We start from the raw sequence: 25,529 nt of genomic DNA, 5'->3' as shown, positions 1-25,529 counted from the left end.
GGGGACGCCTCAGGCGTCCCACCAGCCTTCGTCGAAGCGCCCCTGCAGGAAGGCCACGAAGCTCGACACCTTGCCCGGCACCAGCTTGGGCGAGGGAAAGACGGCGTGGATCTCCTGCTCGGGCAGCGCATGGTCGGCCAGCACCGCGCGCACCTTGCCCGCGGCCAGCGATTCGCTGGCCACGTAGCGCGGCATCAGCGCGATGCCCAGGCCGTCGCGCGCGGCCGCCAGCACGGCCGAGAGGTTGTTGGAGCGGAAACGGCCCGACACCGGCACCGTCACCGGCTCGCCCTTGGGCGTGTGCATGCGCCAGAACTCGTCGCCCACCACGCTGCTGTAGATCAGCGCCACGTGCGCGCTGAGGTCCTGCGCGCGCCTGGGCGTGCCGTGCTTCTTGAGGTAGGCCGGCGAGGCGACCATGGCCCAGGGGTTGGCGCCCAGGTAGCGCGCGCCCAGCGAGGAATCGGCCAGCTTGCCCATGCGCACCGCCACGTCGATGCCCTGCGCGATCAGGTCCACGTAGCGGTCCTCGAAGCTCAGGTCGATCTGCACCTGCGGATACCGGCGCATGTACTCGAGCGCGAGCGGCACCACCACGCGGCGGCCGAAGGCCACCGAGGTGCCGACGCGCAGCAGGCCCTGGGCCTGGTTCTGGCGCAGCTGCACCACGCTGTCGGCTTCCTCGGCGTCGCGCACGATCGACTTGCACTTCTCGTAGTAGAGCGCGCCGGGCTCGGTGAGGCTCACGCCGCGCGTGTTGCGGTTGAGCAGCCTGACTTTCAGGCGCGCCTCGGTGGCGGCGATCTGCTTGGTCACCGTGGGCTGGGTGGTATGGAACTCGACCGCGGCCTTCGAGAAGCTGCCGGTCTCCACCACGCGCACGAACATTTCCATTGCCAACAGCCGGTCCATCGCCACTCCTTCGGATCGCCGCCATCCTAATCACTTATTCCGCAATGGAATAGGTTTTATGGTCCCGTGCCGTCTTCTTGGAATCCGCCCCGCTTCCTACAGTGGACCCAAGCTTTCAAGGAGACTTTCAATGGCAAAGATGACCGCGGTCCAGGCCGCCGTGCTGGTGATGGAGAAGGAGGGCGTGACGCAGGCCTTCGGCGTGCCCGGTGCCGCCATCAATCCGATGTACTCGGCGCTGCGGCAACGCGGCAGCATCGCGCACATCCTCGCGCGCCACGTCGAGGGCGCCTCGCACATGGCCGAGGGCTACACCCGCGCCGTCGCCGGCAACATCGGCGTGTGCATCGGCACCTCGGGCCCCGCGGGCACCGACATGATCACGGGCCTGTACTCGGCCTGGGCCGATTCGATCCCGATCCTGTGCATCACCGGCCAGGCACCGCGCGCGCGCCTCTACAAGGAAGACTTCCAGGCGGTCGACATCGAGTCGATCTCCAAGCCGGTCACCAAGTGGTCGGTGACGGTGCGCGAACCCGGCCAGGTGCCGCAAGTGTTCCAGCAGGCCTTCCACCTGATGCGCTCGGGCCGCCCGGGCCCGGTGCTGATCGACCTGCCCTTCGACGTGCAGATGGCGCAGATCGAGTTCGACATCGACAGCTACGAACCGCTCAAGCCCTACAAGCCGGCCGCGAGCCGCGCCCAGATCGAGCGCGCGATCGAGATGCTCAACGCGGCCGAGCGCCCGCTGATCGTGGCCGGCGGCGGCGTCATCAACGCCGACGCGAGCGAACTGCTGGTGCGCTTCGCCGAAGCCACCGGCGTGCCCGTGATCCCCACGCTGATGGGCTGGGGCTCGATCCCCGACGACCATCCGCTGATGGCCGGCATGTGCGGCCTGCAGACCAGCCACCGCTACGGCAACGCCACCATGCTGGCCTCCGACTTCGTCCTGGGCATCGGCAACCGCTGGGCCAACCGCCACACCGGCTCGGTCGACGTCTACACCAAGGGCCGCAAGTTCGTGCACGTGGACATCGAGCCCACGCAGATCGGCCGCGTGTTCACGCCCGACTTCGGCATCGTCTCCGATGCCAAGGCCGCGCTCGAGCTGTTCGTGCAGGTGGCCGAGGAGATGAAGGCCGCGGGCCGGCTGCCGAGCCGCCGCGAGTGGGCCAACGCGTGCATCGAGCGCAAGAGGACCATGCTGCGCAAGACCAACTTCGACGAAGTGCCGATGAAGCCGCAGCGCGTGTACCAGTGCATGAACAACAACTTCGACAACGACACCTGCTACGTCAGCACCATCGGGCTGTCGCAGATCGCCGCGGCGCAGTTCCTGCACGTCTACAACCCGCGCCACTGGATCAACTGCGGCCAGGCCGGCCCGCTGGGCTGGACCATTCCCGCCGCGCTCGGCGTGCGCGCGGCCGACCCCACGCGCAAGATCGTCGCGCTCTCGGGCGACTACGACTTCCAGTTCATGATCGAGGAGCTCGCGGTGGGCGCGCAGTTCAAGCTGCCCTACATCCACATCGTGGTCAACAACTCCTACCTCGGCCTGATCCGCCAGGCGCAGCGCGGCTTCGAGATGGACTACTGCGTGCAGCTGGCCTTCGACAACATCAACGCGGGCCCCGACGCCGGCATCGAGAGCAGCTACGGCGTGGACCACATGAAGGTGGTCGAGGGCCTGGGCTGCAAGGCGATCCGCGTCAACCGCCAGGAGGAGATCGCCCCCGCGATCCGCCGCGCCGAGGCGCTGATGGCCGAGCACGGCGTGCCGGTGGTGATCGAGGTGATGCTCGAGCGCGTGACCAACATCGCGATGGGCACCGAGATCGACAACATCACCGAGTTCGAGCCGCTCGCGGAAACGCCGGCCGATGCACCCACCGCCGTGGCGGCGGTGCTGCTGGACTGAGCACGGGCCATCACCGGATCGATTCGAAGGACCACACCATGCCCAAGTTCGCAGCCAATCTCACCATGCTCTTCACCGAGCTGCCGTTCCTGCAGCGCTTCGAGGCCGCCGCCAAGGCGGGCTTCGAGGCGGTGGAGTACCTGTTCCCCTACCCCTTCGAGAAGAAGGACCTCACCGCCGCGCTGCGCGCCAACGGTCTCGTGCAGGTGCTGCACAACCTGCCGGCCGGCGACTGGGACAAGGGCGAGCGCGGCATCGCCTGCCATCCGGACCGCACCGGCGAGTTCCGCGAAGGCATCGCGATGGCCATCGACTACGCCACGGCCCTCGGCTGCCCGCAGGTCAACTGCCTGGTCGGCAAGGTGCCGGCCGGCGTGAGCCACGACATCGCCCACCGCACGGTGGTCGAGAACCTGCGCCTCGCCGCTTCCGAGCTCGAGGCGGCGGGCATCCGCCTGCTCATCGAGCCGATCAACCCCTTCGACATTCCCGGCTTCTTCCTGAACCGCACCGAGCAGGCGATCGCGCTGATCGACGAGGTGGGCTCGGCCAACCTGCGCGTGCAGTACGACATCTACCACGCGCAGCGCACCGAGGGCGAGCTGGGCAACACGCTCACGAAGCACTTCGCACGCATCGGCCACATCCAGCTGGCCGACAACCCGGGCCGCGGCGAGCCGGGCACGGGCGAGATCAACTACCCGTGGCTGTTCCAGCACATCGATGCGCTCGGCTACGACGGCTTCATCGGCTGCGAATACAAGCCGCGCGCCACCACCGTCGAAGGCCTGGGCTGGCGCGAGGCGCTGACCCGCGCGCAGTGAACGACGACACGACCAGATTCAAGGAAACCTCAGACATGACGCAACAAGCATCGCAACGCATCGGATTCATCGGCCTGGGCATCATGGGCGCGCCCATGGCGGGCCACCTGCTCGAGGCCGGCCACCAGCTGTTCGTGAACACGCACGGCAACACGCCCGAGCCCTTCATCTCGCGCGCCACCATCTGCGCCTCGCCGGTCGAGGTCGCGCGCCAGGCCGACATCGTGTTCGTGATGGTGCCCGACACGCCCGACGTGGAGAAGGTGCTGTTCGGCGAACCGGGCCGCGACGGCGTGGCCGCGGGCCTGAGCAAGGGCAAGATCGTGGTGGACTGCAGCTCGATCGACCCGATCGCCACCAAGGGCTTCGCGCAGCGCATCGAGGCGCTGGGCTGCGGCTACATCGACGCGCCGGTCTCGGGCGGCGAAGTGGGCGCCAAGGCCGCGAGCCTCACGATCATGTGCGGCGGCGACGAAGGCACCTTCGGCCGCGTGCGCCCGCTGCTCGAGAAGATGGGCAAGAACGTGACGCTGGTGGGCGGCGTGGGCGACGGCCAGGTCTGCAAGGTGGCCAACCAGATCATCGTGGCGCTGAACATCGCGGCCGTGGGCGAGGCACTGCTGTTCGCGAGCAAGGCCGGCGCCGATCCGGCCAAGGTGCGCCAGGCGCTGATGGGCGGCTTCGCGAGCTCGCGCATCCTCGAGGTGCACGGCGAACGCATGATCAAGCGCACCTTCGCGCCGGGCTTCCGCATCTCGCTGCACCAGAAGGACCTGAACCTCGCGCTGCAGAGCGCGCGTTCGCTGGGCGTGGCGCTGCCGCAGACGGCCGGCGCGGCGCAACTGATGAACGCCTGCGCGGCACTCGGCCACGGGCAGCAGGACCACTCGGCGCTGGTGCGTGCGCTGGAAGCGCTGGCGCAGCACACGGTGGCGCCGGACTGAGCCTGCGACTCAGGTCTTCGCAGCCTCGAGGGATTCCTTGAGGTTGCGCCGCCGCCAGGCCCAGGTCTTGATGGCCTGCGGCAGGATGCCGAGGCAGGAGGCGTAGTAGGTCACCTTGAAGCCCCAGAAGCGCGGGCCGATGGGGGTGTCGCGGAACAGGTCGCCGGCCAGGATCGACAGCAGCGCCTCCTGCATGCGCCAGACGTTGCGCGGCGCCATGAACAGGCGCCGGATCGCCGGCGAGGTGATGCGATAGATGAACCACGAGAACATCCTCGGCCCGCGCTTCATGACCTTCTCGTAGTGGCGGAACGCGCGCTCGGCCTCCCTGGCCTCGCCGCGCAGCCACAGGTCGGCGGCCGTCGCGGCCTCGAAGCCGCTGTTCATCGCGAGGTAGACGCCCGAGGAGAACATCGGGTCGACGAAGGCATAGGCGTCGCCCACCATCATGAAGCGGTCGCCGCGGCAGAACTTGGAGTCGTAGGCGTAGTTGCCGGTGGCGGTGGCGCCCTCCATCAGCGTGGCGTTCTTCAAGCGCGCGGCCAGCTTGGGCGCGAGCGCGATGGTCTCCATCAGGAAGTCCTCGAGCGAGGCGCCCTGGCGGCGCTTGAAGTAGGCCGGCGAGGCCACCGCGCCGACGCTCACGGTGCCGTCCTTGAGCGGGATGTACCAGAACCAGCCGTGGTCGAACCAAAACAGCGAGATATTGCCCTCGAAGCGGCCCGGCCGGCGCTCGGCATTGGCAAAGTGGCCGTAGAGCGCGGCGCTCGCATGCTTGCGGTTGCGCTGCTTGGCGTCGAACTGGTTCGACAGCAGGGTGTCGCGCCCGCTGGCGTCGATCACGAAGCGCGGGCGCCATGCGGTCTCGGTGCCGTCGTCGGCCTTGATCTTCACGAGCGGGCGGTTGTCGGGCGTGCCCTTGCCGGCGTCCATGTCGACGCCCGTGACGCGCTGGCCCTCGAAGGTCCGCGCGCCGCGCTTGCCGGCATGGCGGAACAGCAGCTCGTCGAACTCCGAGCGGCGCACGTGCACCGCATACGGGAAGCTCTTGTCCATCGCCTCGCCGAAGTCGAAATGGCTGCTGTGGTCGTGCCAGGGCGAGACGAACTCGGCGCCGTGCTTGCGGATGCCGATGGCCTCGACCTCGGTGCGCACGCCGAGCCGGTCGAACAGCGGCATGTTCATCGGCAGCAGCGATTCGCCGATGTGAAAGCGCGGATGCTGCGCCTTCTCAAACAGCACCACGTCGTGGCCCTTGTCCGCGAGCAGCGCGGCCACGGTGGAGCCCGAGGGGCCGCCGCCGATGACCACGACGTCGGGTTCGGTGCTGGTGAAAGGTCCGGAAGTCATTCGCTGCAAGCCTCTTGTTGTCGTTCTGTCATGTGGAGGATGAAGCCGCCCTCGCGGCAGGGCCGCAACCGGCCAAAGCGCAGTTTAGCCAACCCTCGGGCCGCGTCGAACCCGTTTCGGCCCCCCGTTCCGGACCAGGCGCACCCGCTCTCTCCCACGCCCGCTATGGGTTCAGGCTTTTTCGGCATCGCCCTGGCAAGAAGAGGTAGCGCTTTTGCGGTAGCCTCGTCGCCCGTAGAAACAAGGAGACTTTCCATGGCCGCCCCCCTGTCACCGGCAGAAGAAGCACTGCGCGAAGCTGCCCGTGAGTACCACCGTTCGCCCGTCAAGGGCAAGATCTCGATCACCCCGACCAAGCCCCTGCTGAACCAGCGCGACCTGTCGCTGGCCTATTCGCCGGGCGTGGCCTATCCCTGCCTCGACATCGCGGCCGATCCGTCCACCGCCGCCGAATACACCGCGCGCGGCAACCTGGTGGGCGTGGTCACCAACGGCACGGCCGTGCTGGGCCTGGGCAACATCGGCCCGCTGGCCGCCAAGCCCGTGATGGAAGGCAAGGGCTGCCTGTTCAAGAAATTCGCCGGCATCGACGTGTTCGACATCGAGCTGGCCGAGAACGACCCCGACAAGCTGGTCGACATCATCGCGGCGCTCGAGCCCACGCTGGGCGGCATCAACCTCGAGGATATCAAGGCGCCCGAGTGCTTCTACATCGAGAAGAAGCTGCGCGAGCGCATGAACATCCCGGTGTTCCACGACGACCAGCACGGCACGGCCATCATCTCGGCCGCCGCGCTGATCAACGGCCTGGAACTGGTCGACAAGAAGATCGAGGACGTGAAGATCGCCGTCTCGGGCGCGGGCGCCGCCGCCATCGCCTGCCTCGACGTGATGGTGGGCCTGGGCGTGAAGCCCGCCAACATCCACGCCTGCGACTCCAAGGGCCTGATCTACACCGGCCGCGCGGGCGGCTTCGACGAATCGAAGGCACGCTACGCGCAGCCCGACACCGGCGCGCGCACGCTGGCCGACGTGGTGAAGGACGCCGACGTGTTCCTCGGCTGCTCGGCCCCGGGCGTGATGACGGCCGACATGGTCAAGACCATGGCGCGCCAGCCGATCATCCTGGCGCTGGCCAACCCCGAGCCCGAGATCCGCCCCGAGCTCGCCAAGGCCGTGCGGCCCGACTGCATCATCGCCACCGGCCGCTCGGACTATCCGAACCAGGTCAACAACGTGCTGTGCTTCCCGTACATCTTCCGCGGCGCGCTCGACTGCGGCGCGAGCAAGATCACGGAAGAGATGAAGCTGGCCTGCGTGCGCGAGATCGCCGACCTGACCAAGGCCGACATCAGCGAGGAAGTGGCCACCGCCTACGCGGGCCAGGAACTGGCCTTCGGCCCCGACTACATCATTCCCAAGCCCTTCGATTCGCGCCTGATCCTGCGCATCGCGCCGGCCGTCGCCAAGGCCGCGCAGGCCTCGGGCGTGGCCACGCGCCCGATCGAGGACATGGATGCCTACCGCCAGCACCTGACGCGCTTCGTCTACCAGACCGGCATGTTCATGCGCCCGGTGTTCACCGCCGCCAAGCTGGCCACCGCCAAGCGCGTGGCCTATGCCGAGGGCGAGGACGAGCGCGTGCTGCGCGCGGCCCAGTACGCGGTCGACGAAGGCCTGGCACGGCCGATCCTGGTGGGACGCCCCGCCGTGATCGAGACGCGCATCAAGAAGGCCGGCCTGCACATCCGCCTGGGCACCGACTTCGAGGTGGTCGACCCCGAGGACGATCCGCGCTTCCGCATCTACTGGGAGAGCTACCACAAGCTCATGGGCCGCCGCGGCATGACGCCCGAGGCCGCCAAGGCCGCGGTGCGCCGCTCGAACACCGTGATCGCCGCGCTGATGATCCACCTCGGCGACGCCGACGCGATGATCTGCGGCATGGTCGGACGCTTCGACGCCCACCTCGAGCACATCCGCGACCTGATCGGCCTGAAGCGCGGCGCGCCCGGCTTCGCGACCTTGAACGCGCTCACGCTCGACAAGCGCACCATCTTCATCACCGACACCAACGTGAACGAGGACCCGAGCGCCGAGATGCTCGCCAGCATCGCGCTGATGGCGGCCGAAGAGATCCACCGCTTCGGCCTGCCGCCGAAGGTGGCCTTCCTCTCGCACTCGAACTACGGCAGCTCCTCGCGCGGCTCGGGCCGCAAGATGCGCCTGGCGCGCGACCTGTTCGCGCAGATGGCGCCCGACATCGAATGCGATGGCGAGATGCACGGCGACGCGGCGCTCTCGGAAGAGATCCGCCGCACCGCGCTGCCCGACAGCACGCTCTCGGGCGAGGCCAACCTGCTGGTGTGCCCGAACCTCGATTCGGCCCACATCCTCTACAACGTGCTGAAGATGACCGGCGCCAACGGCATCACGGTGGGTCCGGTGCTGCTGGGCGCCGCGAGCTCGGCGCACGTGCTCACGCCCTCGTCGACGGTGCGCCGCATCATCAACATGACGGCGCTGGCGGTGGCGAAGGTCACGGTCGACAAGTAAGCGGGTCGCTTCAGACCACGGCGTCCTCGGCGGGTGCGAAAGCCTCGCCGAGCGACTGCTCGAGCGGCCGGTAGAGCTCGGGCATGAACATGGTGCGCGACAGCAGCAGCCGCGCGCGCGGCGCGACCAGCACGCGCAGGCGCGCGCCCTCGCGCACATGGGCCGACACCACCGGCCGGCCTTCGTCCGAGAAGGTCATCACGAGGTCGGGGAAGCGCGCGACGCGCCGGCCCTGCTGCTCGAGCAGCATGTATTCGTTGATGAAGCGCAACACGGTGCGCGATGCATCGTCGAGCTCGACCACGCCCACGTCCAGCCCCTCCTGCTGCTCGCAGCGGTAGCCACGCACCGTGCCCTCGGCCACGATGCGGCCCTCGAGCGAGCGCGCCACGGCGTCGACGCCACCGTCGAGCCAGGCCTGGCCGAGCGCGATCGCATGGCTGATCGCGCCGGGCGCGCCGTGCCGCTGCGCATAGCCCACCTCGACCGGATTGCGCGCCACCGCCACCAGGCCGCCCGCCTCCACCGAGGCGCGCCGCACCACGGCCGAGGTGCGCTCGAGCCGGCCCGACACCACGCCCTCGACATAGCGCTGCGGCTCGCCGCCCGCATAGGCCTGCACCGAGAGGTAGTCGGGCTCGGTGTGCAGGCCCAGCGCGCCCATCACGCTCGACGGATGGGCGCGGCCGTTGCAGGCCAGGTCGATCACGGGCAGGCCGCTCATCGCGGCATGGAACCAGCCGTTGACCGTGGTCTCGGCGCCGTTCTCGTTGGCATGCAGGCCGACCAGCTTGCGGCCCGGCGGCAGTTCGCGGCGCAGCAGCTCGAGCGTGCGCAGCAGGTGCGCGGGCTGCACGTGCGGATCGGGCGCGGCCGGCGCGCCGACCAGCGCCATGGTGGCGGTGAGCGCCGAGGGCTCGAACTCGTCGACGCTCCACAGCTGCGGCGTGCCGACCTGCAGCGCGAGCGTGGCGGCGCGCTCGCCGGCCGCGATCAGCCCGCCGCCGCCACCGCCGAGGATGGCGCCGCCCCAGATGGCCGCGCGGACGTCGTCGGGGGTCAGATTGCGTTTCATGGATGCATGGCTCCTGTGTGTGACGAATGAGAAGAAGGGATGGCTACTTGCGCAGGCTCTTCACCGCGCCCGAGAAGAAGCTGTAGAGCGCGTCGCCCGCGATCACGCCGCCCGCGAACACCTCGAGCCGTTCGCGCGCGGCGCTGCCGATCACGCGCTGCACGAGCAGCCGGCAGGCGATGCCGGCCGCGACCATCCAGCCGGCCAGCGGGCTCGCGATCAGCAGGCCGGTGGCGAACAGCACGCCGAGCTGCTGGCGCGCGCCGCCCGCGAGCTGCAGCAGCGCGCCCGGCACGGCCCACAGCGCGAGGTTGCGCGCGGTGTCGCCCGAGATGCCGGCCTGGATGGCCGCGACGTAGGCCGCGTTGATCGGCGCCGTCTGGTGGTTGGCGAAGAACAGCCGCCAGCTGCAGGCCACGACCACGATCGCCACCGCGAAGCCCACCATGCCGGCGATCATCTGTTCGCGCCGGCCCGCGGTCTCGAAGGCCGTGCCCGAGGTCTCGCCGCGCAGCAGGTGGCCGGCCTTGAGGTCGTAGCCCATGTCGGCGAAGGCCGGCCCGGTGGCGGCCGAGAAGCCCGCGAGCACCACCAGCGCCTCGGGCGGAAAGCCGATCAGGATGCCGATCAGAAGCGAGATCAGCGCCACCGCGAAGGCCGGGAACCAGCCCGAATGCATGGCCGCGATGCCCACGATCAGCTCGTGCACGAAGGCCGCGAAGGTGCCGTAGAGCACGAAGCCCACGAGCATGCCCAGCGACATGCCGTGGTAGACGCCCGTGCCCACGGCCAGCAGCACCATGATCGCGAGGTAGCCGATGCCGCCCAGGCGCAGCGAGCGGCCCAGCGCGCGGGCGCCGCGCGCATCGGGCGCGCCTGCAGTGACGCCGTGCTTCTTCAGCACCACGTGGCCCACCTGCGCCAGCGCCACGATGCCGGCGCCGATCATCATCCCGTGCGGCAGGTAGAGCGCGCCGATGTCGATGCCGGTCAAGGGCAAGGCATGGCCGCGCACCAGCAGCCCGATGCCGAACGCGGTCATCGCGCCCAGGCCACCGATCAGCGCCACGCCGAAGGCCGACATCGGCAGCTTGAACACCGCGCCCAGCGCGCCCGTGGCCAGCCCGCCCAGCAGCAGCCAGGCCTGCTTGCCGCCGCCGTCGCCGGCCTTGATCGCCTCGGCCGCCGCGATGCCCAGCGGCCACGGGTTCTTCGCGGGGAAGGCCGGCGTGTCGAACATGCGATAGAGCAGCCAGGCATCGAGCAGCATCGCGAGGCTCACGCCGACCAGCATCGGCACCACCATCTCGGGCAGGCCGAACAGGAACGGGATGCCGATCGGCAGGAACAGGCTGTTGGCCGCGCCGAAGGTGGCCGACGAGATGCTGGTCTGCGCGAGGTTCTGCGCATGCACCGAGCGGAAGCCGCGGAACATGGCCAGCGGCACGCGCGCCAGGGTCATGGCCGCGAGCGCGCCGATCAGCGAGGTGCTCGGCGTGATGCCCAGGCTCGCGAGCATCTGGATGCCGACGATGGCGCCGAACACGCTGAGCACCAGCGTGAGGACCAGGTTGGCCGGTGCCAGGGCCTTGGGGTGCAGCGCGGGCGGGGTGTGGTCGTGCAGCGGCGCGAGCGCCGTGGCCTCGGTATCGATGCTCATCTTTTCAGTAGTTCCATTTTTTGGAACTTGATGCAATAATATTGAACCGCATCATAGAACCGGTCCGGGCGCTGTCAAGCGCGGTTCACCCGAGCCCGTATCTCCGTCGCGCGCCGAACCTATGATTCCCTCGATCCACCGACCCCAGATATGAGCACCCTCGCCAACGCCATGGACGTCCTGAAACTGATCGCGCGCCTGCGCCGCGACATCACGGTGACGGACGTGGTGAACGAGCTCGGCCTGCCCAAGAGCTCGGCCTCGCGCACGCTGAGCATGATGGCCGGCTACGGCTTCCTCGACCGCGACGCCGCCACGCGCGCCTACCGCCCGGGCGGCGTGATCATGGAAGCCTCCTACCACTTCCGCGCCTCGCGCAACGCCGCCTCGCTGGTGGAGGAGGCGCTCGCCGCGCTGGTCGACCAGACCCGCTTCACGGGCTACATCAACGTGCTCGACGGCGCCGACACGCTGGTGATCCAGATGCGCGCCGGTGCGGGCGCGCTGCAGATCTACACGCCGCCGGGCAGCCGCGCGCCGGCCTACTCGAGCGCGATGGGCCGCGCGCTGCTCGCGCGCCTGAGCGATGCGGAAGTGACGGCGCTGCTCGGCGGCCGGCTCGACCAGGGCCGCGGCGACGCGCCGCGCACGCGCAAGGACCTGATGGCGCGGCTGGCCGTGATCCGCGAGACCGGCTGGGCCCTGTCGCGCGGCGAGTACGTGACCAACGTGGCGGGCATCTCGTCGGCGGTGTTCGACGCGGCCACGCGCCAGACCTATGCCTTCGGCGTCGCGCTGCCGGCCGAGCTGCTGTCGGAGCCGCTGGTCGAGCGCTACGGCGCCGTGGTGCGCGATGCCGCGGCGAACGTGGGCAAGCGCATCGGCGACCCGTATTGGCTCGCTTTCGGTGCCAACGTCCTCTGAATTTCGAAGGTTTTTCCCGTGCGCGGTGCAGTTTTTCACTGGGCGCGCACCGCCTTGAATCGCGGGAAGGGTTCGCACCAATCACGTGCGGGCACCGTTTTTGCTTGAATCCGGAAGCATTCACTTTCACGGAACCAAGCCCGCATGAACAAGCGCCATCTGCTCCAGTCCTTCCTCGCCGCCTCGGCCCTGAGCTTCGGCCTGCCCTCGGCCTTCGCCCAGGCCACGACGCCGATCAAGTTCCAGCTCGATTGGCGCTTCGAGGGACCGGCCGCGCTGTTCCTGCATCCGGCCGCCAAGGGCTACTTCAAGGCAGCCGGCCTCGACGTGACCATCGACGCGGGCAACGGCTCGGGCGGCACCGTCACGCGCGTGGCCTCGGGTGCCTACGACATGGGCTTCGCCGACCTCGCGGCGCTGATGGAATTCCACGCCAACAACCCCGACAGCCCGAACAAGCCGGTCGCGGTGATGATGGTCTACAACAACACGCCGGCCTCGGTCATGACGCTCAAGAAGAGCGGCATCACCAAGCCCGCCGACCTCACGGGCAAGAAGCTCGGCGCGCCGGTGTTCGACGCGGGCCGCCGCGCGTTCCCGATCTTCGCCAAGGCCAACAACATCGGCACGGTCAACTGGACCGCGATGGACCCGACCTTGCGCGAGACCATGCTGATGCGCGGCGACATCGACGCCATCACCGGCTTCACCTTCACCTCGCTGCTCAACCTCGAGGCGCGCGGCGCCAAGACGGCCGACGTGGTGATCCTGCCCTTCCCCGACTACGGCGTGAAGCTCTACGGCAACGTCATCATCGCCTCGCCCAAGCTCATCAAGGAGAACCCCGAAGCGGTGAAGAAATTCCTCTCGGCCTTCGCCAAGGGCGCCAAGGAAGTGATCGCCAATCCCGCGCAGGGCATCGAATCGGTGAAGGCGCGCGACGGCATCGTCGACAGCAAGCTCGAGACGCGCCGCCTGCAGCTCGCGATCGACACCGTGATCAACAGCGCCGACGCGCGCGCCGACGGCTTCGGCGCGGTGAATGCGGGTCGCCTGTCGCTGATGGCCTCGCAGGTGTCGGACGCCTTCAACACCAAGACCCGCGTGAGCCCCGAGGCCGTGTGGTCCTCCGCGCTGCTGCCGCCGGCGGCCGAACTCAGCGGGATCCTGCGCAAGTGATGGCGGACGCTGCGAACGAGGCCGCCCCCTTCGTCGACTTCCAGGACGTCTGGCTCGCCTACAACGAGGAGCTGCTGCGCGCCAACCACTTCGCGGTCGAGGCCATCGACCTCAAGGTGAAGCGCGGCGAATTCATCGCCATCGTCGGCCCCTCGGGCTGCGGCAAGTCGACCTTCATGAAGCTCACGACCGGGCTCAGGATGCCGTCGATGGGCCGCATCCGCATCGACGGCGCGCCAGTGACCGGGCCGCTCAAGATCTCGGGCATGGCCTTCCAGGCACCCTCGCTGCTGCCCTGGCGCACCACGGTCGACAACGTGCTGCTGCCGCTGGAGATCGTCGAGCCCTACCGCTCGAACTTCAAGGCCAAGCGCAAGGCGTACGAGGAACGCGCGCGCCGCCTGCTGCAGAAGGTGGGCCTGGGCGGCTACGAGGACAAGTTCCCGTGGCAGCTCTCGGGCGGCATGCAGCAGCGCGCGAGCATCTGCCGCGCGCTGATCCACGAGCCCAAGATGCTGCTGCTCGACGAGCCCTTCGGCGCGCTCGACGCCTTCACGCGCGAGGAGCTCTGGTGCATCCTGCGCGACCTCTGGACCGAGCAGCGCTTCAATGTGATCCTGGTCACGCACGATCTGCGCGAATCGGTGTTCCTGGCCGACACGGTCTACGTGATGAGCAAGAGCCCGGGCCGCTTCGTGGTCAAGCGCGAGATCGAGCTGCCGCGCCCGCGCGAGCTCGAGCTCACCTACACCAAGGAGTTCACCGACATCGTGCTCGAGCTGCGCAGCCACATCGGCGCGATCCGCGGCAATGCCGCCGGCGCGACCGGTGCCGCGGCGGTGGCGCACTGAGGAGCGGCCATGAAGAACAACAAGCAACTCGAACGCTGGTCGCCCTGGCTGCTGCTCGTGGCTGTGATCCTGCTGTGGCAGGTGATCTGCGCGGGCTTCGGCGTCTCGGACTTCATCTTCCCGAGCCCGCTGCGCATCTGGAACCAATTCTGGGAGTTCAAGGAGATCATCGCGGGCCATGCCTGGCGCACCTTCTGGGTCACGATGGCGGGCTTCGGCCTCGCGATCGTGGTGGGCGTGCTGCTCGGCTTCGTGATCGGCAGCTCGCGCCTGGCCTATGCGGCCATCTATCCGCTGATGACGGCCTTCAACGCGCTGCCCAAGGCGGCCTTCGTGCCGATCCTGGTCGTGTGGTTCGGCATCGGCATCGGGCCCGCGATCCTCACGGCCTTCCTGATCAGCTTCTTCCCGATCATGGTCAACATCGCGACCGGCCTCGCCACGCTCGAGCCCGAGCTCGAGGACGTGCTGCGCGTGCTCGGCGCCAAGCGCTGGGACGTGCTCATGAAGATCGGCCTGCCGCGCTCCATGCCCTACTTCTTCGGCTCGCTCAAGGTCGCGATCACGCTGGCCTTCGTGGGCACCACGGTCAGCGAGATGACCGCGGCCAACGAGGGCATCGGCTACCTGCTGATCTCGGCCGGCTCGTCGATGCAGATGGGCCTGGCCTTCGCCGGGCTGATGGTGGTGGGCGCGATGGCGATGCTGATGTACGAGCTCTTCAGCGTGGTCGAGAAGCACACCACGGGCTGGGCGCACCGCGGGTCGCAGAATCAGTGAGGCGCTTCAGGGGCTGAGCACCGACAGCGCGCAGGCCGCGAGGTAGAGCCCCAGGCCGAACACCGCGTGCGTGACGAGGCCGTGCCAGCGCGCCACCCACGGGCGCGGCGTGCGGCGCGCGGCGAGGCCCGTGCCCATGCCGGGCTGCATCAGCAACCAGGGCGCCGCCACCGTGCCAATGCCCACCAGCAGCGCGAGGCCCGGCGTCGGCCGCCGCGCCCAGTCGAGGCCACCGACTCCCAGCAGCACGAGCGCGAATGCGATGCCGGTCGCGTAGTGGAGCACCCAGCCCAGCAGGCGCTCGCCGGGCACGGGCGCGGTGGCCGCGATCGGGCGATGGACGAAGCGCCCGCGCGGCAGGTGCGCGACCCAGCGGCCGACCAGCGCGTAGTCGAGCGAAGGCAGGCCGAACACGCGCCGGCGCACGACGGCCCAGAGGTCCATCATGACCGTGGCACCGATGCCGATCGGCACGGCGCGCACCAGCAGTTCGCCGATCTCAGCCATGGAACACCTCGTGCGGCACGGCCGCCTCGGCACTGGCCAGCCAGCAGGCCGCGGTGAAGCGCACTTCGTCGCCCTGCACGAAGGGTTCGAAGGCGGCACGCACGGTTTCGATGACACGCTCGCGCGTCGCCGCATCGGCCTGCTCGAGCGCGAGGCCGACCGGCCCGAGGCGGCTCAGGTAGGGCACGAGCTCCTGCGCGGGCAGGCTGCACGCCAGATCGACGGGACGGATCGCGATGGCGCCCCAGCCGGCCTCCGCGAGGATGGCCTCGACCCGCTCGCGGTCCGCGAAGCCGAACTGCCCCGGCGCGCCCGGCCGGCGCGCGGGCAGTCGAGGCAACAGCGGCGCCGCGGCGCGTTCGGCCGTGGTCATGAACGGGTTCTCGGCGGCCGCGCGCCACGCGAGGAAGCGCAACGCGGCACCGTCGCGCGCGGCGCGCCGCAGGTTCGCGAAGGCCGCGACCGGGTCGTCGAAGAACATCACGCCGAGGCGCGAGACGATGGTGTCGAACCCGGCGGGCGCGAAGGCATGGGTCTGCGCATCGGCGCACACGAAGCGCGCCTGCGAGCCCGCGCGCTCGGCGCGTGCGCGAGCGGCCTCGATCATCGGCGCCGAGATGTCGATGCCGACGCACTCGCCGGCATGGCCCGACGGCCTCGCGAGCGCGAGCGTGACGGCGCCGGTGCCGCAGCCCACGTCGAGCACGCGGCCGAGGGGACGCCCGGCCACGGCCTCGGTCAGCAGCGTGCCGAGCGGTGCGAACAGCCGGTCGAGCAGCGGCTGCCGGTCGACCCAGGCGCGGCCCGCCGGGCCGTTCCACAGCCGCGACTGCTCGCTGCCGGACTCTTGCGTGTGGTGCATCTTTCTTTCCTTTCTGGCTTGCCTTCGGAAGGCGGAGAACGCACTATGCAAGTTCAAGTCGGCTTGAGGTCAAGAGGATGGCACCACTGGATATCGCGCAGGTGGCGAGGCAATCGGGCGTGCCCGCTTCCACGCTGCGCTTCTACGACGAGAAGGGGCTGATCGCCTCGACGGGCCGGCAGGGGCTGCGCCGGCTGTTCGATCCCGGCGTGCTCGAGAAGCTCGCGCTGATCTCGCTGGGCCGCGCCGCCGGCTTCTCGCTCGACGAGATCGCGCGCATGTTCGCGCCCGACGGCCAGCCGCGCATCGACCGCCGCATGCTCGAGACCAAGGCCGACGAGCTCGACCGCACCATCCGCCAGCTCGCCGCGATGCGCGACGGCCTGCGGCATGCGGCCGTGTGCCGCGCGCCCAGCCACATGGAATGCCCGACCTTCCGACGCATCCTGCGCGCCGCGGGCACGGGTGCCATCGCCGCGCCCGATCGCAAGGCACCGCGCAAGCGCGCCGCTCAGTCGAGCAGCAACGAGGCCTCGTCGCGCCAGTAGGCGACCGCCGCGAGCCAGCCTTCCCAGACGCAACCGTTGCAGCCGCGCCCGCAGCAGGTGGTGGGTTCGGGCGGCGGCGTGCGCATCGCGAGGCCGCGCGCCGCCAGCAGCGGCGCGATGCGCGCGATCAGGGCCTGGGCACTGGCGAGGTCGGTCGGCGTGGCGAGAAGGGCCGGGTCGGCGAAAGGCGAAGCGGGCATGCGGTGCGGGGCGGTCGAGGCGCGATTGTCGGTGCTTCAGCAGCCCTTCAGGCCGCGCGGGCGATCGTCCGCAGAATCGCCGCGATGGTCCGCTCCGATGCCCTGCCCCGCCTGCCGCACGTCGACCTGCTGCGCGGCCTGCTGGTGGTCTTCGTGATCCTGCTGCATGCGAACCTGCGCCTGCCCTTCGGTCCGCCCGAGCTCGCGCAGGCGCTCGGGCCGCGCCTGCAGGGCATCGTGTTCAGGAGCGGCTACTACGCGGTGATCGCGTTCTTCGTGGTGTCGGGCTACCTGATCACGAGCGCCTCGCTGCGCCGCTGGGGCACGCTGTCGCGCGTGCCGCCCGGTGCCTTCTACCGCCTGCGCGCGGCGCGCATCCTGCCGAGCCTCTTGCTGCTGCTCGCGGTACTGAGCGTGCTGCATCTCGCGGGCAGCGCCTGGTCCGCGCTCGACACGACGAAGGTCTCGCTGCCGCGCGCGCTGCTCGCGGCGCTGGGCCTGCACCTCAACTGGCTCGAGGCGCAGGTCGGCTACCTGCCCGGCCCCTGGGGCGTGCTGTGGTCGCTCTCGGTCGAGGAGGCCTTCTACCTGGGCTTTCCGTGGCTGTGCCTGCTCGCGCGCGGCGAGCGCCGCTTCGCGCTGCTGATGCTGGTGCCGATCGCGCTCGGGCCGCTGGCGCGCAGCGTGTGGAGCGACAACGAGCTGTGGCAGGACCACTCGTACCTCTCGGGCATGGACGGCATCGCCTTCGGCTGCCTCGCGGCACTGCTCGCGCACCGCGTGCCGCGCGCGCCCTCGGCCACGGTGCATCGGCTGCTGCTGGCCGCGGGGGCGCTGCTGGTGGCGGGCGTGTTCTGCTTCCGGCGCGAGGTGTTCCAGCTCGGCCTCACGCGCTTCGGCCTGCAGGTCACGCTGCTCGAACTGGGCCTCGCGCTGCTGCTGGTGGCGGCGCACTGGCGGCCCTGGCGCTGGTGCGCGGGTGCGGCCGCCGCGCCGCTGCGCTGGTTCGGGCGCCACAGCTACGAGGTCTACCTGATCCACATGTTCGTGGTGATTCCCGGCGCCTGGCTGTTCCTGCAGACGGGCCTGAGCGCCGCATGGATTCCGCTCTGCTACTTCGCGCTGCTGGCCGCGTCGGGGCTGCTGGGCCAGGTGGTGGCACGAGGCTTCTCCGAGCCCTGCAACCGCTGGCTGCGCAAGACCTGATCAGGTCCCGAGGTTCAGCTCCAGCCGCATCCGCGCGCCGCCGGTGTCGTTGCTGCCGATGGTGAGCCGCCCGCGGTGCAGGTGCGCCACCTCGGCCACGAGGTGCAGCCCGAGCCCGGCGCCGCGCCCGCGCGGCACCAGCCGGTGGAAGGGCTCGACCACGCGCTCGCGTTCCGACTCGGGAATGCCGGGCCCCGAGTCGAGCACCTCGATGCAGAAGGGCTCGCACAGCCGCACCTGGATGTCGCAGCCCTGCCCGCCATGCTCGATCGCGTTCTGGATCAGGTTGGTCAGCGCGCGCTCGAGCGAAGGCGCATCGCCGCCGACCACGATCGCCAGCGGCGCATCGACCGACAGGCTGCAGCGGTTCATGATCGCGAGCGGCGCGAGGTCGGCCGCCGCGCGCTCGCACAGCGCCTTCAGGTCCACCTGCTGCGCCTGCACCACCACGCCGTCGAGCCGCTGCAGGTCGAGCAACTGCTCGGCCAGCGTGGCCAAGCGCGCCGAGGCCTGCATCAGCTTGACCTTGAGCGGATCGTTGGGCAGCCCCTCGAGGCGGATCTGCAGGATGGTGATCGGCGTGCGCAGCTCGTGCGCCGCGTCGGCCAGGAAGCGCTCCTGCCGGTCGTAGCCTTCGTTGAGCCGGTCGAAGGCGCGATTGACGGCATTGACCAGCGGCCGGATCTCGCCGGCCACGCCGTCGAGCGGCAGCCGCGTGGTGCGCTCGTGCACGTCGATGCTCTCGGCATGCGCGGCGGTGGCGATCAGCCCTTTGAGTCCGCGCTTCACCACGAAGGGCGTCGCGAGGATCACACCGAGGCAGGTGACCAGCGCCATCGGCGCCACCAGGAACAGGAAGGCCACGCCGGTGCCGCGCAGCGTGCTCTTCATCGACAGCGGACTGCCGGTCTGGACCATCATCGCGACCGGGCCGGCGCGCGTCTCGACGCGCTCGAAGCGCGCCTTCGGCTGGCCGTTGCTGGTGGCGAGGTCGATCCACACGCGGTCGATGCCGTCGAAGCGTCCGGCCAGGCCGAGGTAGCGCTCGGGCACCTCGCCCTGCACGAGCTGGTGGCCCTGCGCATCGCGCACGATGAACCACAGGCCCGCGCCGGCGTTGCCGCGCAGCTGTTCGAACTCGGGCGTGGGCGCGAGCGCGAGTGCGCCGTCGCCCGCGCGCACGACCGCATCGCGGATCACGCGCACCGTCTCCTCGCCGGTCTCGTCGACCACCCGGCCCAGCACCCAGGCCAGTCCGATGAAGCCGCCCATCACCAGCAGCCCCACCACCACCTGCAGCAGGATCAGGCTCCAGATCAGCTGCCAGCGCAGCGACAGCAGCTTCATGCGGCGCCCGGCGCCGCGCACAGCAGGTAGCCCACGCCGCGGATGGCGTGGATCTCGACCTGGGCGCCGGCCTTGTCGAGCTTGGAACGCAGGCGCGAGACATGGGTGTCGAGCGCGTTCGAATGGATGTCGCCCTCCTGCCCGTAGACGCGGTCGTGCAGCGATTCGCGCAGCACGGTGCGCCCGCGCTGCTCGAGCAGGGCTTCGAGCACCAGCAGTTCGCGCCGCGTGAGCAGCAGGCTCTGCGCATCGACATGCGCCTGCCGCTGCAGGTGGTCGAACTGCAGCCGCGCCAGCGCGGTGACCGGGTTCGCGCGCAGCGCGGGACGGCGCGCGAGCGCGCGCACGCGCGCCATCAGCTCGTCCATCGAGAAGGGCTTGGCGAGGTAGTCGTCGGCGCCGCCGTCGAGGCTCAGCACGCGCTCGGAGATGTCGGCCATCGCGGTGAGCACCAGCACCGCGGCCGCAATCCCGTTGGCGCGCAGGAACTCGATCAGGCTCAGGCCATCGCCATCGGGCAGGCCGCGATCGAGCACGATCACCTCGTGCTGGCCCGCGAGCACCGCGTCCTGTGCCTCGCGCAGTGAGCCGGCCACGTCGACTACCGCCTGGTTCTGGCGCAGTGCCGCCGCCAGCGCCTGCGCGAGTTCGGCTTCGTCTTCGACCAGCAGGATTCTCATATCGGGCGGGAATTCTAGAGGCCGGCCCCGATCGGACCTCGTAATGTTCACGCAATGCCGGCGCCTACCCTGGCCGGTTCATCCATCCAGGGAGCCCAGGTGACACCCCTCTCGTCCCGGCCCATCAAGACACCATGGCACTCGGCGCTGGCGCGCCGCATCGCCACGCTCTGGGTCACCAAGATGCTCGGCACCACGCTCGGCATCTCGGGCTTCTTCGTGCTGTATTTCTGGGTCATGCACCACCCGCTCGGCCTGCCGCTCACGATGCCGCTCACGGCCGTCGACCACTGGGTGCCGCTGAGCGACGACGCGCTGCCGCTCTACGCCTCGCTGTGGCTCTACGTGGGCCTCGCGCCGGCCCTGGCCAAGGACCGCGCCGAGCTGCTGCTGCACGCGCAGGCCGCGGCGCTGATGGCCGCCATCGGGCTCGCGGTGTTCTGGCTCTTCCCGACCGTGGTGCCGGTGTTCGCGGTCGACTGGACGCAGTACCCCTCGCTGCAGTTCCTCAAGAGCACCGACGCGGGCGGCAATGCCTTCCCCTCGCTGCACGTGTCCTTCGCGGTGTTCACGGCCGTGCTGATGACGCGCCAGCTGCGCAGCGTGGACGCGCCCGGCTGGGTGCTGGCGCTCAACTGGCTGTGGGCGGCGGGGATCGTCTACTCGACGCTGGCCACGCGCCAGCACGTGCTGCTCGACGTGCTCGGCGGCACGGCGCTGGCGGGGTTCATGAGCTGGATCACCGGCCCCGCGCGGCGACGGCTGATCCTCGTGGGCGTCTGAGGCGGCGCCCGGCCTTAATTACCAGAAGATCCAGAGCGCGAGGCCGCCGAAGATCGCCCACTTCACGAGGTAGTACACGCGTTTGTCCCAGGCCTTGAGGCGCTTGCCGATCACGCGGATCTGGTAGATGTACTTGAAGGCGCGGTTGATGCCGCCGGTCTTGTCGCCGGCATCGTTGGGCGAGCTGGCCGCGGCCAGCAGGTTCTTCGCGAACCAGCGGTTGACGGCGCTGGCCCAGCGGTACTTGAGCGGACGCTCGATGTCGCAGAACAGGATCACGCGGTCGTGGTCGGTGGTGTTCTCGGCATAGTGGATGTAGGTCTCGTCGAACACCACTGATTCGCCGTCGCGCCAGTGGTAGCGCTGGCCGTCGACGTCGATGTAGCAGCCCTCCACGCCCGGCGTCCACAGGCCCAGGTGGTAGCGCAGCGAACCCGCGAACGGGTCGCGGTGGCGCACCAGCCGGCTGCCGGGCGGCAGCTCGGCGAACATCGCGGCCTTGATGGTGCCGATGCCGCGCAGCAGCTCGGTCGTGCGCGGGCACAGCACCGCGGCCGAGGGATGGGCCTCGTCGTACCACTTGAGGTAGAAGCGCTTCCAGCCGCTCTTGAAGAAGGAGTTGAAGCCCACGTCGTTGAACTGGCTCGAGGCCTTGATGCTGCCGCCGTTGCGCATGGCGAGCGCCTCCTCGCGGATGACCTCCCAGTTCTCCTCGAGCACGCGCATCTCGGGGAATTCCTTGGGCGACAGGTAGGGCGTGCTCGGCACCTTCGAGAAAAGGTACATGAACACGTTGAGCGGCGCGAGGAAGGTCGAGTGGTCCGACAGCTGGCGGAAGAAACGATGGCGCACCTGGCCGCGGAAATGCACGTAGAGCGCACTGAGCGCGAAGATGGCGAGAATGACCCACTTCATGTGAGAGTGTCCTGTTCGGGGGGAGCGCTGGAGAGCACCCGCTAGTTTAATTCTTCACACTTCAACGAGCCTGACGCGGGTTTTGGCCCCCAAAACGGCTCCGCGCCTCAAGTGCGGCCCTCGAGCATCGGCTGCTCCTGCCCCTCGACCGCCAGCGGCAGCCGCACCACCGCCAGCAGCCCGCGCCCGCCCGCGCCGGTCTCGAGCACCACGGTGCCGCCATGCTTGTCGACCACCGACTTGACGATCGCCAGCCCGAGCCCGCTGCCGCTCTGGGTCTGGCCCGGGCTGCGGAAGAAGCGGTCGAACACCCGCTCGCGCAGGCCGGGCGGGATGCCCGGGCCCTGGTCGGCCACGCGCAGCACCGCATGGCCCTGCTCGCGCGCCACCTGCACCTTCACCACGGTGCGGCGGGGGCTGTACTTGATGGCGTTGTCCACCAGGTTGTCGACCATCGACACCAGGCTCTCGCGCTCGCCGAGCACCGGCACCTCGCCCGCGCAGGCCAGTTCGAGCTCGACGCCGCGCGCATGCGCCACGCCCTCGATCATCGCGAGCCGGTCCTGCACCAGCGCATCGAGCGACAGCGCCACCGGCAGCGCGGCATCGGACACGGCGTCGCTGCGCATGAGCTGCAGCAGCTGGCCCACCAGCCGGGTCGCGCGGTCGTTGCTGCGCAGCAGGTTGCCCATCAGCTCGCGCTGCCCGGAATCGATGCTCTGCGCCTTCAGCGCCTCCACGTTCACGCGCATCGCGGCCAGCGGCGTGCGCAGCTCGTGGGCCGCGTCGGCGATCAGGCTGCGCTCGCGCGTGGTGCTGTCGCGCACCCGCTGCAGCAGGGTGTTGATGCTCTGCACCAGCGGCTGCAGCTCACGGTGCGGCGGCCGGTACGACAGCGGCGTGAGGTCGGCCGGCCCGCGCTCGGAGGTCTCGCGGCTCACGCGGCGCCAGGGCCGCAGCGCGAGCCGCACCGTGAGCCAGGCCGGCACCACCAGGAAGGGCAGGCTCACCAGCAGCGGCAGCAGGTAGTAGCCGCGGTAGGTGATGTTGACCACCAGCCGCCAGATGCCGGGCTCGGCGATCATCACGCGGGTGTCGAACTGCGGCGAATGCAGGGTGCGCGCGCGCCATTCGCGCCCGCCCACGTGCACCGTCTCGATCAGGTCGGGCACGCTGTTGACGATCTCGGGCACCGCATCGGTGGTGCGGTAGATCAGCTTGCCGCGCTGCCACACCTGCAGCATCGGCGAGGTGTCGGATTCGGCGTTGCCGTCGCTCGCGGTCTCGAGCAGCGCGAGGTCGAAGGCATGCAGGGTGTCGTACTGGCGCTTCGGGTCGTCGGCCAGGTTGATGGCGATCGCCGCCACGCTCTCGTAGATCTTGCTGAAGCGCAGCAGCTCCGGGTCCTTGTAGGAGTCGTAGAACAGCAGCCCGACGATCAGCGTCCACAGCGCGGCCACCACCGCCATCTGCGCCAGCACCAGCCTGCGCATCAGCGAGGGCTGGATCACCCGCCCGATGAAGCGCAGCGCGGTTCGAATCATGCGCGCGGGCTGCCGGCGCGCGCCAGCGACTGGGCGTCGACCACGTAGCCGATGCCGCGCACGGTGCGGATGTAGCCCTGGCCGATCTTGCGCCGCAGGTTCGAGATGTGGACCTCGAGCGAATTGCTGCCGATGCCCGGGCCGCCCGGCAGCACCTGTTCCTCCATCACGCGGCGCGTGACCACGCGGCCGGTGCGCTTGAGCAGCAGCGCGAGCAGGTCGAACTCGCAGCGCGAGAGCTCCACCTGCTGGCCGTCGACCAGCACGCCGCGCGTGGGCTCGTGCAGCGCCAGCCCGCGCATGCGGATGGTCTCGTCGTCGAAGCCGTAGCTGCGGCGCGCGAGCGCGCGCACGCGCGACAGCAGCTCGGCCAGCGCGAAGGGCTTGACCAGGTAGTCGTCGGCGCCGTCGTCGAGGCTGCGCAGCCGGTCGTTGAGCGCGTCGCGCGCGCTGAGCACGAGCACCGGCAGGATCTGGCGTTCGCGGCGCAGGCGCAGCAGCAGCTCGATGCCGTCGCCGTCGGGCAGGCCGAGGTCGAGCAGCACCATGTCGAAGGCACCGCTGTCGAGGGTGCGGATGGCGTCGTCGAGACGGCGCACCCAGACCACGTCCATGCCCTGGTTGGCGAGCGCGATGCGCACGCCGTTGCCGAGTTCGAGGTCGTCCTCCACGAGCAAAAGATTCATGACAGTCTCCGTGCGGTGCGCCGCCCGGCACCTGGGGAGCGGGAAGTATCTGCCAAGCGGCGTTCGAGGACTTCAGGATTCCTTCATGAAGGCCACAGGCTGGCTTCAGGTCGCGTGCCCACACTGCCCGCCATGCCCCGGTTCCATCCCCTCTTCTTCCCGCCGCGGCGCGCCTTCCTGCGCGCCGCGCTGGCCTGGCCCTCGGCCGTCTCGCTCTCGGGCCTCGGCGGCCTCGTCACCCTCGGCGGCTGTGGCGGCAGCAGCCATCCGGGCAGCCCGCCGGCCGTCGTGCCCGCCGGCCCGACCGTGGTGTCGGTGACCGACCGCCGGGTGAAGGTGGCGCACGATGTCTCGCTGCACGTGCGCGACTGGCAATGCGACAACTGCCGCGGCCCGACCATCGTGCTGCTGCCCGGGCTGGGCGCCAATGCCTACGTCTTCGACGGCCTGGCCCATGCGCTCGCGCCGCGTGCGCGCGTGATCGCGGTGAGCCGGCGCGGCTACGGCCAGTCGGACAAGCCGCTGCCGGTGCGCACCGCCACCCAGCACTACGAGGTCGACACCCTGGTGGCCGACCTGCATGCACTGCTCGACGGACTCGGCCTCGACCGCGTGGTGCTCGCGGGCCATTCGATCGCGGGCAACGAGCTCACGCGCTTCGCGGGCCGGCATCCGCAGCGCGTGCGCGGGCTGGTCTACATCGATGCCACCTTCGACCACACGCGCGATCCCGCCACCGGCGGCCTGCCCGTGCCCGAGAACCGGCTGTTCCGCGAACCGGTGCCGCGCGAGGAGGACGGCGCCTCGATGGAGGCGGCGCTCGCCTACGCGCGGCGCACCGTGCGCCACTGGTCGGCGCCGCTGGAGGCCAACCTGCGCGACCAGCTCGACCTGCAGCCCGACGGCAGCGTGCGCCTCAACACGCCCGCCGCGGTGGCCGCCGCGATGGAGACCGCGAGCCATTCCTTCTCGCCCGACTACGCGCCGGTGCGAGCGCCCGCTCTCGTCGTGACCGCGATGCCGGGCGACATCCGCGACATCTTCCCCGCGCTGCCCGAGACGCTGGACGCGGCCACGCAGAAGGATGCGGCGGCCTACCTGCGCGTGATCCGCTACGTGCGCGTCGACGACGCGGCCCGCCTCATGGCGGCACTGAAGACCCACCACCAGATCGTGTTCGAGGACGCCTGCCACGGCGACTTCTTCATCGAGCGCGAGGCCGAGCTGGTGCGCGCCATCGAGGCGATGCGCTGGGCCTGAGGGCCGGCCGGT

24 protein-coding genes are annotated in these 25,529 nt (G+C 69.9%); 12 read left to right on the top strand and 12 right to left on the bottom strand.

From position 1 onward, the window contains the following. Positions 1–9: 9 nt before the first annotated feature. Positions 10–912: a LysR family transcriptional regulator gene (locus tag AC07RV_RS24725; RefSeq protein ID WP_296784470.1), complete on the bottom strand. Its 903-nt coding sequence runs from the start codon at positions 910–912 to the stop codon at positions 10–12. 130 nt (positions 913–1,042) lie between these two features. Here AC07RV_RS24725 and gcl point away from each other — a divergent pair, with 130 nt between their 5' ends. From gcl to AC07RV_RS24710, 3 genes are read left to right on the top strand one after another with little or no spacing between them, the layout of a single operon-like run. Then, entirely contained in the window at positions 1,043–2,836 is a 1,794-nt protein-coding gene (gcl, locus tag AC07RV_RS24720) for a glyoxylate carboligase (protein ID WP_057591558.1), read from the top strand. A gap of 38 nt (positions 2,837–2,874) precedes the next feature. Continuing rightward, on the top strand, positions 2,875–3,660 hold the full coding sequence (gene hyi, locus AC07RV_RS24715) for a hydroxypyruvate isomerase (RefSeq protein WP_057591559.1): 786 nt from the start codon (positions 2,875–2,877) through the stop codon (positions 3,658–3,660). 35 nt (positions 3,661–3,695) lie between these two features. Then, the gene (locus AC07RV_RS24710; RefSeq protein WP_057591560.1) at positions 3,696–4,604 is read left to right on the top strand and encodes a 2-hydroxy-3-oxopropionate reductase; all 909 of its coding nucleotides are present in this window, start codon (positions 3,696–3,698) and stop codon (positions 4,602–4,604) included. Positions 4,605–4,613: 9 nt separating this feature from the next. On the opposite strand, the gene AC07RV_RS24705 is transcribed toward AC07RV_RS24710, so the two are convergent. After that, positions 4,614–5,954: an NAD(P)/FAD-dependent oxidoreductase gene (locus AC07RV_RS24705; RefSeq protein ID WP_093340589.1), complete on the bottom strand. Its 1,341-nt coding sequence runs from the start codon at positions 5,952–5,954 to the stop codon at positions 4,614–4,616. A gap of 255 nt (positions 5,955–6,209) precedes the next feature. Between AC07RV_RS24705 and AC07RV_RS24700 the strand changes: the two genes are divergently transcribed. Next, on the top strand, positions 6,210–8,510 hold the full coding sequence (locus tag AC07RV_RS24700) for an NADP-dependent malic enzyme (RefSeq protein ID WP_093340591.1): 2,301 nt from the start codon (positions 6,210–6,212) through the stop codon (positions 8,508–8,510). 10 nt (positions 8,511–8,520) lie between these two features. Here the strand turns inward: AC07RV_RS24700 and AC07RV_RS24695 are convergent, their stop codons facing one another. Together AC07RV_RS24695 and AC07RV_RS24690 are read right to left on the bottom strand one after the other, a co-directional pair. After that, on the bottom strand, positions 8,521–9,585 hold the full coding sequence (locus AC07RV_RS24695) for an S-methyl thiohydantoin desulfurase domain-containing protein (protein ID WP_296784482.1): 1,065 nt from the start codon (positions 9,583–9,585) through the stop codon (positions 8,521–8,523). Between the two features lie 43 nt (positions 9,586–9,628). Further along, entirely contained in the window at positions 9,629–11,245 is a 1,617-nt protein-coding gene (locus AC07RV_RS24690; protein WP_296784485.1) for an OPT/YSL family transporter, read from the bottom strand. Between the two features lie 150 nt (positions 11,246–11,395). Here AC07RV_RS24690 and AC07RV_RS24685 point away from each other — a divergent pair, with 150 nt between their 5' ends. From AC07RV_RS24685 to AC07RV_RS24670, 4 genes are all read left to right on the top strand, one after another. Then, positions 11,396–12,169 carry an IclR family transcriptional regulator gene (locus tag AC07RV_RS24685; protein ID WP_296784488.1) on the top strand — a complete coding sequence of 258 codons (774 nt, stop codon included), beginning with the start codon at positions 11,396–11,398 and terminating at the stop codon, positions 12,167–12,169. A gap of 144 nt (positions 12,170–12,313) precedes the next feature. Continuing rightward, positions 12,314–13,348 (top strand): ABC transporter substrate-binding protein, encoded by a 1,035-nt coding sequence (locus AC07RV_RS24680; protein WP_296784491.1) that lies wholly within the window; start codon positions 12,314–12,316, stop codon positions 13,346–13,348. Next, positions 13,348–14,199 (top strand): ABC transporter ATP-binding protein, encoded by an 852-nt coding sequence (locus AC07RV_RS24675; protein WP_093340599.1) that lies wholly within the window; start codon positions 13,348–13,350, stop codon positions 14,197–14,199. Before AC07RV_RS24680 ends, AC07RV_RS24675 begins: the two co-directional genes overlap by 1 nt. Before the next feature lie 9 nt (positions 14,200–14,208). Further along, a complete protein-coding gene (locus tag AC07RV_RS24670; RefSeq protein WP_093340600.1) occupies positions 14,209–14,979 on the top strand; it encodes an ABC transporter permease in 771 nt (256 codons plus the stop codon). Between the two features lie 6 nt (positions 14,980–14,985). Here the strand turns inward: AC07RV_RS24670 and AC07RV_RS24665 are convergent, their stop codons facing one another. Beyond that, positions 14,986–15,486, bottom strand: coding sequence for a DUF2938 domain-containing protein (locus AC07RV_RS24665; RefSeq protein WP_296784495.1), 501 nt, complete (start codon positions 15,484–15,486; stop codon positions 14,986–14,988). Further along, the gene (locus tag AC07RV_RS24660; protein WP_296784497.1) at positions 15,479–16,348 is read right to left on the bottom strand and encodes a class I SAM-dependent methyltransferase; all 870 of its coding nucleotides are present in this window, start codon (positions 16,346–16,348) and stop codon (positions 15,479–15,481) included. Before AC07RV_RS24660 ends, AC07RV_RS24665 begins: the two co-directional genes overlap by 8 nt. Positions 16,349–16,425: 77 nt before the next feature. Between AC07RV_RS24660 and AC07RV_RS24655 the strand changes: the two genes are divergently transcribed. Beyond that, positions 16,426–16,896 (top strand): helix-turn-helix domain-containing protein, encoded by a 471-nt coding sequence (locus tag AC07RV_RS24655; protein WP_296784499.1) that lies wholly within the window; start codon positions 16,426–16,428, stop codon positions 16,894–16,896. Here the strand turns inward: AC07RV_RS24655 and AC07RV_RS24650 are convergent. Next, on the bottom strand, positions 16,860–17,096 hold the full coding sequence (locus AC07RV_RS24650; RefSeq protein ID WP_296784501.1) for an oxidoreductase-like domain-containing protein: 237 nt from the start codon (positions 17,094–17,096) through the stop codon (positions 16,860–16,862). The two genes, AC07RV_RS24655 and AC07RV_RS24650, sit on opposite strands and share 37 nt — an antisense overlap. An 84-nt stretch (positions 17,097–17,180) precedes the next feature. On the opposite strand from AC07RV_RS24650, the gene AC07RV_RS24645 reads away from it, so the two are divergent. After that, positions 17,181–18,302, top strand: a complete 1,122-nt coding sequence (locus tag AC07RV_RS24645; protein ID WP_296784503.1) for an acyltransferase family protein — start codon at positions 17,181–17,183, stop codon at positions 18,300–18,302. On the opposite strand, the gene AC07RV_RS24640 is transcribed toward AC07RV_RS24645, so the two are convergent. Beyond that, complete coding sequence (locus AC07RV_RS24640; protein ID WP_296784507.1) at positions 18,303–19,649, bottom strand: sensor histidine kinase; 1,347 nt, start codon at positions 19,647–19,649, stop codon at positions 18,303–18,305. Next, positions 19,646–20,329 (bottom strand): response regulator, encoded by a 684-nt coding sequence (locus AC07RV_RS24635; RefSeq protein WP_093340609.1) that lies wholly within the window; start codon positions 20,327–20,329, stop codon positions 19,646–19,648. Before AC07RV_RS24635 ends, AC07RV_RS24640 begins: the two co-directional genes overlap by 4 nt. Before the next feature lie 99 nt (positions 20,330–20,428). Between AC07RV_RS24635 and AC07RV_RS24630 the strand changes: the two genes are divergently transcribed. Beyond that, positions 20,429–21,112, top strand: coding sequence for a phosphatase PAP2 family protein (locus tag AC07RV_RS24630; RefSeq protein ID WP_296784512.1), 684 nt, complete (start codon positions 20,429–20,431; stop codon positions 21,110–21,112). 18 nt (positions 21,113–21,130) lie between these two features. Here AC07RV_RS24630 and lpxO read toward each other — a convergent pair whose 3' ends face one another. From lpxO to AC07RV_RS24615, 3 genes are all read right to left on the bottom strand, one after another. After that, on the bottom strand, positions 21,131–22,027 hold the full coding sequence (gene lpxO / locus AC07RV_RS24625) for a lipid A hydroxylase LpxO (protein WP_093340613.1): 897 nt from the start codon (positions 22,025–22,027) through the stop codon (positions 21,131–21,133). 107 nt (positions 22,028–22,134) lie between these two features. Continuing rightward, positions 22,135–23,571, bottom strand: coding sequence for a sensor histidine kinase (locus AC07RV_RS24620; RefSeq protein WP_296784515.1), 1,437 nt, complete (start codon positions 23,569–23,571; stop codon positions 22,135–22,137). Then, complete coding sequence (locus AC07RV_RS24615; protein WP_057591573.1) at positions 23,568–24,257, bottom strand: response regulator; 690 nt, start codon at positions 24,255–24,257, stop codon at positions 23,568–23,570. Before AC07RV_RS24615 ends, AC07RV_RS24620 begins: the two co-directional genes overlap by 4 nt. Before the next feature lie 132 nt (positions 24,258–24,389). On the opposite strand from AC07RV_RS24615, the gene AC07RV_RS24610 reads away from it, so the two are divergent. Beyond that, positions 24,390–25,517 (top strand): alpha/beta fold hydrolase, encoded by a 1,128-nt coding sequence (locus tag AC07RV_RS24610; protein ID WP_296784518.1) that lies wholly within the window; start codon positions 24,390–24,392, stop codon positions 25,515–25,517. The last annotated feature ends 12 nt before the right edge of the window (positions 25,518–25,529 follow it).

This window comes from Variovorax sp. GW821-FHT09B01 (assembly GCF_059418345.1).
Note: the sequence above shows the minus strand (reverse complement) of the source record. Positions and strands in the feature narration are given on the sequence as shown.